Annotated in this window: 9 protein-coding genes; 3 read left to right on the plus strand and 6 right to left on the minus strand. The window is 72.4% G+C overall.

From position 1 onward, the window contains the following. Positions 1–670 precede the first annotated feature (670 nt). A complete protein-coding gene (locus AC07DC_RS07045; protein WP_478912677.1) occupies positions 671–1231 on the minus strand; it encodes a MarR family winged helix-turn-helix transcriptional regulator in 561 nt (186 codons plus the stop codon). A 114-nt stretch (positions 1232–1345) separates the two neighbouring features. Between AC07DC_RS07045 and AC07DC_RS07050 the strand changes: the two genes are divergently transcribed. After that, a complete protein-coding gene (locus AC07DC_RS07050; protein ID WP_478914047.1) occupies positions 1346–2656 on the plus strand; it encodes an MFS transporter in 1311 nt (436 codons plus the stop codon). A 74-nt stretch (positions 2657–2730) separates the two neighbouring features. On the opposite strand, the gene AC07DC_RS07055 is transcribed toward AC07DC_RS07050, so the two are convergent. Continuing rightward, positions 2731–4458 (minus strand): ATP-binding SpoIIE family protein phosphatase, encoded by a 1728-nt coding sequence (locus tag AC07DC_RS07055; protein ID WP_478912679.1) that lies wholly within the window; start codon positions 4456–4458, stop codon positions 2731–2733. Positions 4459–4650: 192 nt separating this feature from the next. Further along, complete coding sequence (locus AC07DC_RS07060) at positions 4651–6021, minus strand: NAD(P)/FAD-dependent oxidoreductase (RefSeq protein ID WP_478912681.1); 1371 nt, start codon at positions 6019–6021, stop codon at positions 4651–4653. A gap of 294 nt (positions 6022–6315) precedes the next feature. On the opposite strand from AC07DC_RS07060, the gene AC07DC_RS07065 reads away from it, so the two are divergent. Both AC07DC_RS07065 and AC07DC_RS07070 read left to right on the plus strand, forming a co-directional pair. Then, positions 6316–7329, plus strand: a complete 1014-nt coding sequence (locus AC07DC_RS07065; RefSeq protein WP_478912683.1) for a TetR/AcrR family transcriptional regulator — start codon at positions 6316–6318, stop codon at positions 7327–7329. A gap of 112 nt (positions 7330–7441) precedes the next feature. Beyond that, a complete protein-coding gene (locus AC07DC_RS07070; RefSeq protein WP_478912685.1) occupies positions 7442–9253 on the plus strand; it encodes a sigma-70 family RNA polymerase sigma factor in 1812 nt (603 codons plus the stop codon). Between the two features lie 36 nt (positions 9254–9289). Here AC07DC_RS07070 and AC07DC_RS07075 read toward each other — a convergent pair whose 3' ends face one another. From AC07DC_RS07075 to tmk, 3 genes are all read right to left on the minus strand, one after another. Then, positions 9290–10000, minus strand: coding sequence for a DsbA family oxidoreductase (locus tag AC07DC_RS07075; RefSeq protein ID WP_478912687.1), 711 nt, complete (start codon positions 9998–10000; stop codon positions 9290–9292). A gap of 56 nt (positions 10001–10056) precedes the next feature. Next, positions 10057–13479, minus strand: a complete 3423-nt coding sequence (locus AC07DC_RS07080) for an AfsR/SARP family transcriptional regulator (RefSeq protein WP_478912689.1) — start codon at positions 13477–13479, stop codon at positions 10057–10059. 396 nt (positions 13480–13875) lie between these two features. After that, the gene (gene tmk, locus AC07DC_RS07085) at positions 13876–16860 is read right to left on the minus strand and encodes a dTMP kinase (RefSeq protein WP_478912691.1); all 2985 of its coding nucleotides are present in this window, start codon (positions 16858–16860) and stop codon (positions 13876–13878) included. Position 16861: the final 1 nt, after the last annotated feature.

Raw genomic sequence — 16861 nt, forward strand, 5'->3', positions numbered from 1 at the left:
CGGCACCACCGGCCGGAATAAGGCCCGTGGTGCACAGCGTCCTCGCTGTGTAATTGCCTCCCACCAGTTCCGGTCAAAAACCGGAGGGCGGAAGGTCTTTTTCAAAGGAACCACCAAACGAAACCCGAATGGGTTCCGCCCGGGGTGTTTTAAGTCTGGCGTTGACTTTTGGCACGCTGTTGAGTTCTCAAGGAACGGACGCTTCCTTTGGTGCCGTCACCGGCGCCCTCCGGGCTTCCCTTCGTGTTTCCGACTCTATCAGACACTTTCGCGTCCGATTCCCAGTCAGCGGGTTTCGCCTTCTGCGCTTTCGCGCTTTCCGGCGATTCCGACTCTATCAGAACCTTTCGGGCCTGACTCCCAGTCAGAGGGGCTTGTCAGCCGGGCCGTTGAGCCCTTCCGACGAGTGAAACTTTAGCGGAACTCCGGCTTCCGATCCAAATCGGCCGCTTTCCGTTCCCATTCCGAAAACGCACACGAAAACGAGACGACAGAGCGTCGTTCGTTCGAATGGTTGTCATTGGAGTGGCTGCCTCGGGACCGAATCGCGTCGGCGTTCACCGGCGGGCAACTCGGAGAACACTACGCAGCCATCCGCAGGGTGTCAACCCCCGCCCGTCCGGCCTGCGCAGCTCCGCCAGGGCCCCGTCGGAGCCCTGCCAGGACCTCGTCAGTCGAGGTCTTCCAGCCGGCCGCCCGCGTCCGGCTGGGTGACCTCCACGCGGCGCAGCAGGCGCTGGAGCACCTCGCCCAGGACCGCCCGTTCGTCCGTCGAGAGGTCCTGCAGCAGGTCGGCCTCGAAGGCGGCGGCCATCCGCATGGTCTCCAGCCACTTGCCGCGGCCCTCGTCGGTCAGCTCGACGATGACCCGGACCCGGTTGGACTCGTCGCGGTCCCGGGTGACCAGGCCCTCCGTGACCATGCGGTCGATGCGGTGGGTCATGGCCGCCGGGGTGAGGCCGAGCCGCTTGGCGAGGTCGCCGGGGCCGAGGCGGTACGGCTTGCCGACGACGACGAGGGCCTTGAGGACCTCCCACTCGGCGTTGCTGATGCCCAGCGCCGAGAGGTGCCGGCCGTAGCCGACGTTCATCCGGCGGTTGAGCCGGCCCAGGGCCGTGACGACCTTCTCGACCTGGGGGTCCACCTCGGGAAACTCGCGCTGGTAGGCCGCGATCTGCTCGTCGAGGTCCAGCTCTTGCGGGGGACTGGCGGGGCCGTCTGCTGCGGGCATGGGCCGAGTATCGCACGTAACCGCTTGGCGCTAAAGCCCTTCTCTGTGTACTCTTTAGCTTCTAACTTTAACTCTGAAGTCTTCGAGACTCAACGACAACCTAGGTAGGTGAGTGTGACCACCGAGATGGGCGCGGCTCTGCGCCGGATCCAGCTGGGCAACGCGCTGAGCGCGTTCGGCAACGGCTTCACGGTCCCGTTCCTGTTCATTTACGTGGCGCAGGTACGGGATCTTGGTGCGACGACGGCCGGGGTGGTGCTGGCCGCCTACGCCGTGGCCGCGCTCTGCGTGCTGCCGTTCACCGGCCGGGCCATCGACCAGCGGGGGCCGCTGCCCGTGGCCATGACCGGTGCCGTGCTCGCCTCCATCGGCGCGATGGGGTTCGGGCTCGCGACGACCGCGGTGACCGTGGTCGCGGCGTCTGCCGTCATGGGCGCCGGGGTCGCGATCATCGCGCCCTCGCTCGCGACGCTCATCGTGTGGTGCTCCACCACGAAGACCCGCTCGCGGGCCTTCGCGACGCAGTTCTTCCTGAACAACCTCGGTCTGGGCATCGGCGGCCTCATCGGCGGTCTGATGGTCGACACCTCGCGGCCCGGCAGCTTCACGCTGCTGTTCTCGATCGAGGCCGTGATGTTCCTGGTGCTCGGCGCCGTGGTCTGCACCGTACGGCTGCCGAGGACGTCGCGGATCGAGTGCGCGCCGTCGGACAAGGCCCCGGGCGGGTGGCGGATGCTGCTCAGGGACCGGGCCATGGTGCAGCTGTGCGTGCTCGGCGGCGTGATGTTCTTCGCCTGCTACGGACAGTTCGAGTCGGGGCTGGCGGCCTTCGCGACCGAGGTCACCCGCATCCAGCCGGCGACGCTCGGGATCGCCCTCGCGGCGAACACGGCCGTCATCGTCGCGGCGCAGTTCCTGATCCTGAAGAAGATCGAGCGGCGGCGGCGCAGCCGGGTGATCGCGGCGGTCGGTCTGATCTGGACGGTCGCCTGGATCGCGGCGGGTGTCTCCGGTCTCCTCCACGGGAGCCACGCGGTGGCGACGGTGACGCTGATCTCCACGTACGCGCTCTTCGGGCTCGGCGAGGCGATGCTGTCGCCGACCGTCGCTCCGCTCGTCGCCGATCTGGCGCCGGCGCGGATGATCGGCCAGTACAACTCGGCGTTCGCCCTCGTGAAGCAGCTCGCCCTCGCGGTCGGGCCCGCGGTCGGCGGAGTGATGGCCGGGGCCGGGATGTGGGGCGCCTACATCGGCATGCTGATCGCGTTCTCGCTCGGCATCACGTGGCTGGCGCTCCGGATGGGCCGCGGGCTCACTCCCGCCCAGGACAATCCGCACGCCGTCGTGCCGGCGCCGCGGGAGCCGCTGGCGCCCAGCCGCCCGCTGCTGCCCAACCAGCCGGTCGAGGCCTCCGTCGGAGGCTGAGCACCGGCCGCCCGCCGAGAACCACGGACACCGCATGACGCTGCCCCGGCCCATGGCCGGGGCAGCTGTCGTTCTCAGCCCCGCGGAAGGGCGAACTCGCACCAGACGGCCTTGCCGCCGCCGGGCGTCCGGCGGGAGCCCCAGCTGGAGGCGATCGTGGCGATGATCGAGATGCCGCGGCCGGCCTCGTCGGCGGGTTCCGCGCGGCGGCGGCGCGGCAGGTGGTCGTCGCCGTCGGTGACCTCGATGATGAGCCGGCGGTCGGTGCGGCGAAGCCGGAGCTTCATCGGCGGAGTGCCGTGCTGCAGCGAGTTGGCGACCAGCTCGCTGGCGGCGAGGACGCCGAGGTCGCGCAGGTCCGCGGGGAAGCGCCAGCTGGACAGGACGCCGGTGGCGAAGGCGCGGGCGCGGGGCGCCGCCTCGATACCGCCGAGGAGTTCCAGCGAGGCGTTGCGGAAGAGCTCGGCGTCGGCGCCGGTGTGGTCCGGGTACTGCAGGACCAGGACGGCGACGTCGTCGTCGTGCTCGGAGGTCACGCCCAGCGCGCGCAGCAGCCGGTCGCAGATGACCTGCGGGGTGCCGGTGGCCCCGGCGAAGGCGCTCATCAGGGATTCGATGCCGACATCGATGTCCTCGCCGCGCCGCTCGACCAGCCCGTCGGTGTAGAGCACCGCCATGGAGCCTGGGCCGAGCGGGATGGATCCGGAGCTGTGGACCCAGCCGCCGGTGCCCAGCGGGGGCCCGGTGGGCTCGTCGGTGCGGTGCACCTGGCCCTCGGGGTCGCGGACGAGGATCGGCAGATGGCCGGCGGTGGCGTACGAGAGCCGGCCCTCGCTGGGGTCGTGGACCGCGTAGACGCAGGTGGCGATCTGGGTGGCGTCGATCTCGGAGGCGAGGCCGTCGAGCAGCTGGATGACCTCGTGCGGGGGCAGGTCGAGCCGGGCGTAGGCGCGGACCGCGGTACGGAGCTGGCCCATGACGGCGGCGGCGCGGACCCCGCGGCCCATGACGTCGCCGATGACGAGGGCGGTACGGCCGGCGCCGAGGGTGATCACGTCGTACCAGTCGCCGCCGACCGCGGCGTCGGTGCCGCCGGGCTGGTACGTGGCGGCAACGCGTAGGTCGTCGGGCTGTTCCAGCTCCTGCGGGAGCAGGCTGCGCTGGAGGGTGACGGCGGTGGCGTGCAGCCGGCGTTCACTCTCCCGGAGGCGCTCGGCGGCCTGCACCTGGTCCGTGACGTCGGCGGCGAAGACGAGGACGCCGCGCTTGGCCTCGGCGGTGTCCTGCGTGCCGTGGGTTCCCTGGGCGCTGTGCGCGCCCTGCGTGCCGTCGTGGCCCGCGCCGGTGTGCACCGGCGTGCAGGTGAAGGTGAAGTAGCGGTCGCGGTCGGGGAGGGTGACCTTGCGCGCCTTGACGGTGCGCGGTTTGCCGCTGCGGTGCACCTGGTCCATGAGCGGGAGCAGCCCGAGCTCGTCGAGCTCGGGAAGTCCTTCGCGGGCGGGTTCACCCGTTCTGCGCGGGCCGAAGACCTCGGTGTACGCCTCGTTGACGTACGCGATGCGGTGCCCGGCGCCGTGGGTGATGGCGATGAGCGCCGGGACCTGGCTGAGGACGTCGTGGACGGAGAGCGCGTCGACGGCGCACGCCGGCGCTTCCGGGTGCTCGGCGCGGGCCGCAGGCACGGCTCCGCCGGTCGCCGCGGCGGCGGTTACGGCGGCGGGTGCGGCGTCCGGTGTACGTCCGGCCGCGGCCGTACGGCGCTGCGTTCCGGGAAGCCGGGCGCTCCAGCGAGTGAGGTTCACCGAGTTCCACCTCGTGATGTTGCTTGGGGCAGCCCGGACCACCTGGCTCTGCGCGGGGGTACGGGGGGTCGCTCCCCGGGAGAATTCAGCAAACGTCCGATTCCTCGTATTTGTCACGCTTTGCAGGTGCTGGCGCACACATGGTCACACGCCCAGTGTGGCCGACCCACGGCCCGGGGGGAATCGCGTGGCTCAGGGCGCGTCCGGCTTGGGGAGCCCGCCGGCGGCCAGTTCGAACTCGGCGCGCGGGTGCTCCAGCGAGCCCAGCGAAACGATTTCCCTCTTGAAAAGACCGGACAGCGTCCACTCGGCGAGCACCCGCGCCTTGCGGTTGAAAGTGGGCACCCGGCTGAGGTGGTAGGCGCGGTGCATGAACCACGCGGGGTAGCCCTTGAGCTTGCGTCCGTAGACGTGGGCGACGCCCTTGTGCAGGCCGAGGGAGGCGACGGAGCCGGCGTACTTGTGCCGGTACTCCTTCATCGGTTGGTCGCGGATCGACGCGAGGATGTTCTCGGCGAGCACCTTGGTCTGGCGGACGGCGTGCTGCGCGTTGGGGGCGCATTCCTTGCCGGGCTCCTCCGACGTCAGGTCCGGGATGGCCGCGGCGTCGCCGGCCGCCCAGGCGCCCTCGACCCCGTCGATCCCGAGCGTGGCGGTGCCCTTGAGCCGGCCGCGCTCGTTCAGCGGCAGGTCGGTGGCGGCGAGGATCGGGTGCGGCTTGACACCGGCGGTCCAGACGACGGTGCGGGTGGGCAGGCGGGTGCCGTCGGAGAGGACCGCGACCCGGTTCTCGCACGAGTCCAGGCGGGTGCCGAGCCGCAGGTCGATGTTGCGGGCGCGCAGCTCCCGGATGGCGTACTTGCCCATCTCCTCACCGACCTCGGGGAGGATCTTCTCGGTGGCCTCGACGAGCACCCACTTCATGTCCTCGGGGCGCAGGTTGTGGTAGTACCGCGTCGCGTAACGGGCCATGTCCTCCAGCTCGGCGAGCGCCTCGACGCCCGCGTAGCCGCCGCCGACGAAGACGAACGTGAGCGCCGCGTCCCGTACCTCGACATCGCGCGTCGAGGAGGCGATGTCGAGCTGCTCCAGTACGTGGTTGCGCAGGCCGATGGCCTCCTCGACGGTCTTGAAGCCGATGGCGAACTCGGCGAGGCCGGGAATGGGCAGCGTGCGCGAGACGGAACCGGGGGCGAGGACGAGGTGGTCGTACGGGATCTCGATCCCCGCGGCGCCCTCCTCCTCGGTGGCCAGCGTCGCCACGGTCGCGACGCGCTTGGAGTGGTCGATGTGCGTCGCCTCGCCCACCACCAACTGGCACTTGTCCAGGACCCGCCGCAGCGGAACCACGACATGCCGGGGGGAGATCGACCCGGCGGCCGCCTCGGGGAGGAACGGCTGGTAGGTCATATACGGCTGCGGGTCGACGACGATCACTTCCGCTTCGCCGCGCTTCAGCTTCCGCTGCAGGCGCAGGGCGGTGTACATACCGACGTATCCCCCACCGATCACGAGAATGCGCGGGCTTGACTGGGCTCTTGACTGGGCTGCCGACTCCGTCATTGCTCCATGACGCAATGGATGAAGGGCGTTTGTCCACAGGGCGTACCGCAGTGATTCACCGGATACGCGGATCCGGCAGGTCAGGGATGTGTCGTTGACCGGGCAAAGCCGGTGAAAGAAGAACGGACGGGCCCGCTACTCCGATCGGGGACGCGCCGGGCGGAAGGGACCCCCTTCTTTCTTGACGTGGGCTCAACTATGTTCGTACTCCATCGGGGTACGTTCGCCGTGCGCCGATGATCATTACGGGTGGGGAGTCTCCGGGGGGAGACGTCATAACCGGGGGATACACATATGCACATTCAGGACTCTCAATGGACGGTAGCGGCGGCAGGCGCGGAGGGTAACGGCGGCAGCAGCCGCGCGACCCCGCTGCGGGTGGACGCCCAGCGCAATCTGGAACATGTGCTGAGGGCCGCGCGTGAGGTGTTCGGGGAGCTGGGCTACGGGGCGCCCATGGAGGACGTGGCACGCCGTGCGCGCGTCGGCGTCGGCACCGTGTACCGGCGCTTCCCGAGCAAGGACGTACTGGTACGACGGATCGCCGAGGAGGAGACCTCCCGGCTGACCGAGCAGGCAAGGACCGCTCTGGGGCAGGAGAACGAGGCGTGGTCGGCGCTGGCGCGCTTCCTGCGGACCTCGGTCGCCTCGGGCGCCGGGCGGCTGCTGCCGCCGCAGGTGCTCCGGGTCAGGACCGGGGCGTCGTCGGACGAAGCGGCGCGCGTTCCGCAGCAGCGGGTGCCGCTGGGTGCGGCGGTGGAGCCGGGCGAGCTGTCGACCGGAATCACCGTTCAGTCGGTGCCGTCCGTTGACGCACCGGCCGTGACGGCACCGGCTCTCGACACCGCCGCTCTGGGCGCCGCCGTTCTCGACGGTGGCGTTTCCGACGCTGCCGTCTCCGACGGTGACGCTGTCGGCGGTGGCGTTGTCGGCGGTGGCGTTTCCGACGCTGTCGTTTCCAACGTTGGCGGAGAAACGGACGACGCGGGGATTCCCGCGCTGCTGGAGGTCGTCGGGCAGTTGGTCGACCGGGCGCGTGCCGCGGGCGAACTGCGCGGTGATGTCTCGGTGGCCGACGTGCTGCTGGTCATAGCCACCGCGGCGCCCTCGCTGCCCGATCCGGCACAGCAGGCGGCCGCGTCCGCGCGGCTGCTGGAAATCCTGCTGGACGGTCTGCGCTCGCGCCCAGCGGCCGCGGACCGGGCGGGAGAGCGGACCGCGGACCGTTCCGGAGACCGTGCGGAACGTGTCGGGGAGGGCATGTCGGCGCCGTCCGCGCTCAGTTGGAGCACCTCCCCGATCGAGTGAGGCGGGCGAAAAGCCGATCAAAGGTGAAGGTCCGGTGAGCGAATGCTCCTCGGACGGGTGGTTCCCTGTCGCGGCACATCTCGGGATGCACCAGGTGTGACACCCTGGCGCGGTGGACGAGGCAAACGGCGAGTCGAGCGCTGCTGCAAGTGCGGAAGCGGGCGGCGGACTGCCATCGCGCCGGGTTCCCGAGCAGCGTGAACCGGAGTCTCAAGTACCGCTGTCGGACGCCGATCTGGTGGCCCGGGTACGCGGTGGTGACGACAGCTCGTACGAGGAGCTGTACCGGCGGCACGCCGACTCGGTGCGTCGCTATGCCCGTAGCTGCTGCCGTGACGCGCACACCGCGGAGGACCTGACCGGCGAGGTGTTCGCCCGCACGCTGCAGGCCGTGCGCGGCGGCAGCGGGCCGGACTCGGCGGTGCGCGCCTACCTGTTGACGACGGTGCGGCGCGTCGCCGCGTCCTGGGGCAACACCGCCCGGCGCGAGCAACTCGTCGAGGACTTCGCCGTGTTCGCGGTGTCGGCGGCGGGCTCGTCCGCCAACGAGGACACGTTGGACCTGGGCGCGGACGTCCGCGCCATGCACGACGCCGAGCAGTCGCTGGCCATCCGGGCCTTCCGTACGCTGCCGGAGCGGTGGCAGACGGTGCTGTGGCACACCGCCGTCGAGGAGGAGTCCCCGAGCGAGATCGCTCCGCTGCTCGGCCTGACGGCGAACGCCACGGCGGTACTGGCGCACCGGGCCCGCGAGGGCCTGCGGCAGGCCTATCTGCAGGCCCACGTCAGCTCGACACTGACCACCGAAGGCAGTTGCGCGCGGTACGCGGACCGGCTCGGCGCGCATGCGCGCGGCGGTCTGCGGATGCGCGCGGACCGGGAGCTGAGCAAGCACCTCAAGGAGTGCGAACGGTGCCGCGCGGCGGCGCTGGAGCTGGCCGACGTCAACTCGGCGCTCAAGGGCCTGCTGCCGGTCGCGGTCATCGGCTGGTTCGCCGCCGCGTACGCGGCGAAGGTGGCCGGCATCGTGGCGGGCGTCGGAGTAGCGGGTGCCGCCGGAGGTGCGGCAGCGGCCGCGACGGGCGCCGCGTCGAGTGGCGGCGCGGGAGCCGGCGCCGCAGGCGGAGGCGCGGCGGCCGAGGGACTCGGCGCGCCCGTGAAGGCCGGCATCGTGGCGGGCGTGGTGGTCGCCGCCGCCGGAATCGCGTTCGCCGCGATGAACATCGGGGACGACGCGCCCGCTCCGAAGCCGCAGGCCAGACCGGCGGTGATGGCGCCGGTCAGCACACCGCCGCCGCCGACACCGCCCGCCCCCAAGCCGAAGCCGAGCCCCGAACCGCCGAGCGTGGCCCCGAAGCCGCCGGCGCCGAAGCCGACGCCCAAGCCCGCGGTTCCCGTCGCGCGGCCGAAGCCGAAGCCGACCCCCACGCCGTCACCCGCCCCGAAGCCCGCTCCCAAGCCGACGCCCACGCCTGCCCCGCCTCCCGCTCCCGCGGTCTTCCAGGTCAACCAACTGGGGTGGACCGGTATCGGTGACAACACGAAGCCGACGGTGCGGCTCAGGGAGAGCAGCTGGGTCTGGGACCGCTGGGGTTTGAGCATCGGCGGCGAGGAGTACGACCACGGCATCACCGTGCGCGCCCCGTCGTCCGTTCTCATCGACCTCAACCGCAGCTGCACGACGTACGACGCGCTGGCCGGCGTCGACGACATGACGATGGGGCTCGGCGCCGTCCGCTTCTCCGTCTACGGCGACAACGGACGGCTGTGGCAGTCGCAAGTGGTGCGCGGAGGCGACGCGGCGGTGCCGGTCAGCGTCGGGATCGCCGGACAGAAGACGATCCGGCTGGTCGTCGACTCCGCCGATGGCTTCCGGCTCGTGAACGTGGCGGACTGGGCGCAGTCCAGGATCAGCTGCCAGTAGGGCCCGGAGCGCGCAGGGGCGGGGCGGGCCGCCGATTCAGTGGTTGTGGTCCCGCTGCGGGACCTCGCAGGCGCCGTCGGCGCACGCGCCGCCGTCCTGGTCGGTCAGGACCGTTCCGGTCTCCTTCGCGACCTGTTCCAGGGCGCTGAGGAACGTGGACGTCTCCTGGCCACCCTGGACCGTCCACTTGCCCTCGAAGACGAAGGTCGGGACGGCCGTGATGCCGAGCTGCCGGGCCTCGTCGATCTCCCCGGTCACCTCGTCGATGAGGTCGTCACCGGCGAGGAACGCGGCGATCGGCTCGCGGTCCAGGCCGACGGCCACGGCGGCGTCGGCGAGGCGCTCGCGGTCACCGATGTCCAGGCCCTCACCGAAGTGGGCCTCCAGGAGCCGGCCCTTGAGGCGGGCCTGCGCTTCGTGACCGTAGGTGTCGAGTACGAAACGCAGCAGGCGGTGGGCGAGCAGCGAGTTGTTCTCGACGACGGTGTCGAAGTCGAAGGTCAGGCCTTCGGCCGCGCCGAGCCGGGTGATGTGCTCGTCCATGGCGAGGGCCTGGGGCCCGTACTTCGCGGCCAGCACCTCGCGGTGCGGCCGCGGCTTCTCGGGGGCGGCCGGGTCGAGCTGGAACGGCCGGTAGACCACTTCGACGGACGCGGCCCCCGGGAAGGCGGCGAGGGCGCGCTCGAAGCGGGCCTTGCCGACGTGGCACCACGGGCAGGCGATGTCGCTGTAGATCTCGACCTTCACGGACACTCCCAAATTGCTTGAATGATCAATATTCAGCAACGGTGCCGGGCGAGGAGCTATTCCCCGGCGGGGGCCGGGGCGGAGACCGGGGCGGCAGCGCTGGCGGAGTCGGCGGTGGCCGCGACCGGCGTGGGGGCCCTGGTGGCGGCCTCGGCCAGAATGCCCGCCGCGGCCTCCAGGTCCGCTCCTTCGCCGTCCGCGCTCGCGGCCTCGTACCCGGCGTCGCCCAGCGCTGTCCGCGCGCCCGCCTCCGCCTCGCGGAAGCTGATCGTCTCGGGGACCGTACGCGGCAGCAGCGCCCCGCGCAGCGCCGACGACGCCCCGTGCAGCCGGGCGGCCGCCCACGGCTCGTCCAGCGCCACGAGGAGCTCGGCCCCGTACTCCAGCAGGCCCGCGATCATCGGCTCCGTGCAGTTCGTGTCGATGCCCCTCCGCACCGCGGCGCTGGTCTTGACCAGCGCGTCCCACAGATCGCCCTCCGCGGCCGCGATCCGGGCGAAGAGGCCGTCGAGCACCACCGCGAAGATCGGCGGCGGAGTGCCCTGGCTCGCCTGGGCTCGGGCCAGCTCGGACAGTTCTCGGGCCCGCTCCACATCGCCGCGGCGCAGCGACAGCCAAGCCGACAGGGCGCGGACGTAGTTCCGCGCGTCCATCACCCCGAACTGCTCCGCGCCCTCCTCGGCCCGGCGGCAGAGCTTCTCTGCCTCCGCGTCATCACCCGAACGGATGGCCAGCTCGGCCATCCTCCCGACGAGGAACGGCCCCTCGGCGTTCGCGCCCAGCTCCTCGCCGAGCCGGAGCGCCGCCTCGAAGTCGGCGCGGGCCGCCGCGTACTCGCCCCACATGACCTCCATCTCGGCGCGCGCGCCGTGCACCTGCGCGAGCATCCAACGGTCGCCGACGCGGCCGCTGAGGGTCGTCAGCTCGTCCCAGTCGTCGGTCGCGCGGGCCAGTCCGCCGGGCAGGTCGATGGTGATGTGCGTACGGAACAGCAGGGCTGCCGCGAGCGCCCAGTCGTCGCCGTACGCACGGGAGTTGCCGACGACCACGTCCGTGCTCTCACGGATCCCCAGGTGTCCGCCGCCGATGTAGCTCGCGATCGGCCACAGCATGCCCGGGAAGCGGGCCGAGGCAGGCCCCGCGTCCCGGTACACCGTGGCGATCAGTGCGGCCGTCTCCTGCACCGACGGGGTGTTGAGGAACTCCTCCGAGGCGTGGTCGGTGCTCACGAAGAACATCAGCAGCCGGGCATCCATCCGCGCCCAGAAGTACGGGCCGTCCTGCTCGCCCGGTTCGCTCATCCGGATGATGCGGTTGAGCCAACCGGCGCCCTCCTCCCGGTAGTTGCGCAGCCACCAGAACCAGCCCATGTCCACGGCAAGGGTCAGCGCCGCCGCCTCGTCGTGCGCCGTGATCGTCCGGTGCAGCACCGCGCGGATGTTGTCCAGCTCGGCCTCCATCCGGCGCAGCCAGACCAGTTGGCGGGCGGTGCGCAGCTGCGGGTCGGCGGCGCGCACGAAGCCGCGGAAGTAGTCGGTGTGGCGGCGGGCGGCCGCCGCCAGGTCCTGCGGGCGCTCCAGGGCGCGTTCGGCCGCGTACTCGTGGATCGTCTCCAGGAAGCGGTAGCGGACGCCGTCCTCGGTATGGATGTCGGCCTGGAGTTCCGTGACGTCCTCGTCGCCGTTGTCCCCCTCGTCTCCCTTGGCCGGCTGCGCCGCTACCACCAGGGACTTGTCGACCAGCTGGCCGATCAGCTCGATGACGTCGTCCCCGCCGACCACCGACTCCGCGGCGGCCAGCGTCCAACCGCCCGCGAAGACGCTCAGGCTGCGCAGCGCCGAGTGCTCCTCCTCCGACAGCAGGTCCCAGCTCCAGTCGACGACCGCCCGCAGCGTCTGCTGGCGCGGCAGGAGCGTGCGGCTGCCGCTGGTGAGCAGGCGGAACCGGTTGTCGAGGCGGTCGGCGATCTGCCGCGGGGACAGCATGCGCAGCCGGGCCGCGGCGAGTTCGATCGCCAGCGGCAGACCGTCCAGCCTGCGGCAGATCTCGTCGACGGCCGCGATGTCCTGCTCGGAGTCGAACCCCGGGCGCACGGTCACGGCGCGCTCGGCGAACAGCCGGTGCGCGGTCGTCGGTGACAGCGGCTCCACCGGGCGCACCGTCTCGCCCGGCACTCCCAGCGGCTCCCTGCTCGTCGCCAGCACCGTGACGCCGGGACACGCGGCGAGCAGCTCGGCCGCCAACTCGGCGGCGGCGTCGATCAGATGCTCGCAGTTGTCCAGTACGAGCAGCAGCCGGCGCTGCGCGCAGTGCTCCAGCAGGCGCGCGGTCGGGTCGCCGGAGTCGGCGCCCGCACCGCCGCCCGATCCCTTGATGCCCTCGCGGGCCACGCCGAAGATCGTCGTGTCGCGGCGGCCGAGTGCGCTCAGGACCGCCTGCGGGACCGCTGCGGGGTGGTCGAGCGGGGCCAGTTCCGCGATCCAGACCCCGTCCGGGTAGCCGGCGCCGGTCAGGGCCGCGCCTGCCTCTTCCGACAGACGGGTCTTGCCGGAGCCGCCGGGGCCGGTGAGCGTGACGAGGCGCGACTGCGCCACGTCGGCGCGGATTTCGAGGAGTTCGGCCTCGCGGCCCACGAAGCTGGTGAGTCTTGGGCGGAGGTTGCCCTGCGGGGCTTTGGGGGGTGTGGGTGGTGGCGTGGGTGGCTGCGTGGGTGTGGGTGTGGGTGTGGGGGTGGAGGACGGGGTGGGTGGTTGTTCTGTTGTCAGTAGCTGTGCGTGCAGCGCGCGCAGTTCCGGGCCCGGGTCCGCGCCCAGCTGGTCGGCGAGCGTCCTGCGCGCCTGTTCGTACGCCACGAGCGCGTCCGCGGAGCGGTGCGCGGCGCGCAGCGCCCTGATCAGCTGAACGTGGAACGGCTCGTCCAGCGGGTGGTCCGCGACCAGCTCCCGCAGCTGGGGCAGTGTCTCGGCGGCACGTCCGCACGCCAGGTCCGCGTCGATTCTGCGGTGCAGCGCGGTGAGGCGCAGCGCCTCGGGGCGCGCCGCCGCCGACAGCCGGTCCGGCAGATCCGCGAACGCCGGGCCGCGCCACAGCGCGAGTGCCTCGCGCAGGGTGGTCGCGGCGGACTCCGGGTTGCCGGCTTCGAGGGCGGCGGCGCCTTCTGCGGCGAGCCGCTCGAAGACGTGCAGGTCGACGTCGTCCGGTCCGGTGAGGAGGCGGTAGCCGCCGGGACCGGACGTGACGACGTCCTTGCCGAGGGCGCGTCGGAGACGGGATACGAGCGCTTGGAGGGCGCCGCTCGCGTCGTGCGGCAGGTCGGCGTCCGGGCCCCAGACTTCCGCGATGAGGGCGTCGGCGGAGACGGGGCGGTCGGCGTGCAGGGTCAGGGCGGCGAGCAGGGCGCGGAGCCGGCTGCCGCCGAGGGGGACGGGGGTGCCGGCGGGGTCACGTGCTTCCGTGGTGCCGAGGATCAGGTACCGCACGGGGTCCATTCTGCCGGGTTGCCGGGTTGCGGTTCGAGCGGGCCGGTTCTGGGTTGCGGTGCCCGGGCCTCCGGTGTGGGGCTTCGAAATCGACTATTTACGGGCCTGGCGGCCCACAAATAGCTCGGCAGCATTTCGAAACCCCACCCCTGCGGTCCCGGTCCCCTCACGTCACAACCGGCCCGCGGCTGGGCGCACCCCCCGCCGCAGGCGCAGCGGTGGGCCGGGTGGCGATGTACGCGAACCTCGCCGGTAGGCGAAGAGGGCGGGTGGGTGGGAAACAGCCCGCCGCAGGCGCGACGGCGGGGTGGGGGCCAACGTACCCGCACCTCGCCGGAGGCGTGTGGCGCAGCGGCGGGGCGGGGGCTGACGTACCCGCACCCCCGTCGGAACCGCCTATCGGCGGCCCGTCGGGCCGTCTTCGTCGTCGTGGGTGCCCAGGAGTTCGTCCGCCAGGGTGGGGAGGTCGTCCAGGGGGGTTTCCTCGGCCCAGTCGGAGCGGGGGCGGCGGGCTGGGGGGGTGACCGCGGGGAGTTCGCGGGTGCGCTCGTTGTCGGGGGTTTCCGGGCGGAAGAAGGACGGCGGGACGCGGTCGGCCGGGTCGTTGTCCTTCGGCTCGGGGCGCACCGGCGGCAGCACGGCCGTCTCGTCCGCGGCGGAGGGCGGGACCGCGGGCAGCACCGTGGTCTCGGCGGCGGAGGCCGGGGGCGTGGGGACCTTCGGGAGGACCGTGGTCTCCGGTTCCGGGGACTTGGGCGCCGGCTTAGGCGTCTCCACGGTCTGGGTGGCGTTGCCGGCCGCTGCCGCTGCCGCGGCGGCCGCCGCGCGGGCCTCTTCGGCGCGGCGCAGGGCGTCCTCGGCCTTGCGCTGCTTCTCCAGACGGCGGGCCTCGGCCTCGGCGCGGAGCCTGGACTCCTCCTCGGCCAGCCGGCGCAGCCGGTCCCGTTCGGCGCTGCGGGCGGCCTCCTCGGCGGCGAGCCGGAGCCGTTCCTCCTCGGCGAGGCGGGCGGCCTCCTCGGCGCGCAGGCGGGCCGCTTCGGCCTCCCGCTCGGCGGCCTCGCGGCGGGCGGCCTCCTCGGCCTCCCGCTGACGCTCGGCCTCCTCCTCGCGGAGACGGGCGAGTTGGGCCTGGCGTTCGGCTTCGAGGCGGGCTTCCTCGGCGAGCCGGGCGGCCTCCTCCTCGGCGCGGATGCGGGCGGCTTCCTCGGCCTGGCGGCGGGCTTCCTCGCGGGCCTCGATCTCCTGCTGGGAGAGCGGCAGCGCCTGGTCGAGGCGGTGCCGTACGACGGTCGTGACCGCTTCGGGCTCCTGGGCGGCGTCGATGACGAGGTAGCGGGAGGGGTCGGCGGCGGCGAGGGTGAGGAAGCCGGCGCGGACCCGCTGGTGGAATTCGGCGGGCTCGGACTCGAGCCGGTCCGGGGCCTCGGTGAAGCGCTCGCGGGCGGCCTCGGGAGAGACGTCGAGGAGCACGGTGAGGTTCGGGACGAGTCCGTCGGTGGCCCAGCGCGAGATGCGGGCGATCTCGGTGGGGGCCAGGTCGCGGCCGGCGCCCTGGTAGGCGACGGAGGAGTCGATGTAGCGGTCGGAGATCACGACGGCGCCGCGTTCCAGGGCGGGACGGACGACGGAGTCGACGTGTTCCGCGCGGTCGGCGGCGTACAGCAGCGCCTCGGCGCGGTGCGACAGGCCGGCGGACGAGACGTCCAGCAGGATCGAGCGCAGCCGCTTGCCGACGGCGGTCGCTCCCGGTTCCCGGGTGACGACGACCTCGTGGCCCTTGGCGCGGATCCACTCGGCGAGCGCTTCGACCTGGGTGGACTTCCCGGCGCCGTCGCCGCCCTCTATGGCGATGAAGAATCCGGTGGCGGAGGGGGCCGCGGCGGGCTCGCCGCCGCGCAGGGCCTCGCGCAGGTCGCGGCGGAGCGGTACGCCCTGGCGGTCGTCGGTCTTGCCCAGGACGAGTGCGGCGACCGGCAGGAGCAGGGCGCCGATCAGCATGAGCGTGAAGGCGGCGCCGCCGTGCTGGAAGGTGAAGTGGCCGTTGGCGAGGCGGTGCGGGCCGATGAGGCCGGCGAGCACAGGGGCGCCGATGGCGGCGAGGGCGACCGCGACGCGGACGACGGCGTGCAGGTGGTCGGTGGTGCGCGCGCGGCGCTGCTCCTCGGCCTCCTGCTCGATGAGGACGTGACCGGTGTTGGCGGTGACGCCCGCGGCCGTACCGGCGAGAGCCGCCAGGAGCAGGACGGTGGTCTGGTCGGGGACCAGGCCGGTGAGCAGCAGCGCGAGGCCGGTGACGGCGATGGCGATCGCCAGCAGGCGGCGGCGCGAGAGGGTCGGCAGGGTGCGCGGGCCCACCCGGATGCCGATGACGGTGCCCGCGGTCAGCGCCAGGACGAGGAGTCCGAAGCCGACCGGGCCGAAGCCGAGGTCGGCGGCGTGCAGTACCGCCAGGGCGACGGCGCCGGCGATGGAGCCGGCCACGCCCGCGGTGGCCAGGACGAGGAGCGGGAGGGCGCCCGTGCGGCCGCGCTCCGAGCCGTCGGGTCCCTTGGGGAGCCGGAGGCCTTCGAGCGGGGAGTGCGGGCGGACCGTCGTGGTGTCGGGCAGTTCGAGGAAGTACAGGATCGCGATGGACGCGCAGAACAGCCCGGCGGCGACGTCGGCGGAGAGCGCGACCTGGTGGAGGTCGAACCAGTCCACGACGAGCGCGAGCAGGCTGTTCAGCAGGGTCACGACGACGAGCGCGGCCGCGGCGATCGGCAGGGCGACGAAACCGGTGCGCAGGTCGAGGCGGTGGAGCGTCGCGAGATGGTCGGGGGCGGGGCGTACGGCCGTGTCGCCGGGGGTCGGGACCGGGAGCAGCCCGGGGGCCGCGCCGTCCTTGGCGACCGTCCACAGGCGTTCGGCGATACCGGCCACGAAAGCGGTGACGAGCAGCCAGACGACGGCGGAGGACGGAACCCAGGTGATCCACAGCGGGGCGACGATGAACAGCGCCAGGCGTGCCCCGTCCGCGCCGATCATGGTCCAGCGGCGGTCCAGGGCGCCGTCGGTCGCGGTGAGCGCCGACAGCGGGCCGAGCAGCACGGCGCCGAAGAGCAGGGTGGACACCAGCCGGACGCCGAGCACCGCGGCGACGGCGAAGGCCGCGCCCCGGTAGCCGCCGCCGAAGGACCCGGCGAGGACCGCGGCCTGCACGGTGAGCACGAGCAGCACCAGCATCCCGAGCCGGTCGGCGATGCCTCCGGTGAGCTGGGCTCCCCACAGCTTCCGCAGCGGCGGGATCTTCAGGAGGGCGCCTACCGCCCGCTCGCGCGAGTCCGCCGCGAGGTCGCCGGCGAAAGCGTCGGTCACGTCCCTTGGCCGCTCGATTCGCGTCATT

This window comes from Streptomyces sp. NPDC045021 (genome assembly GCF_056432645.1).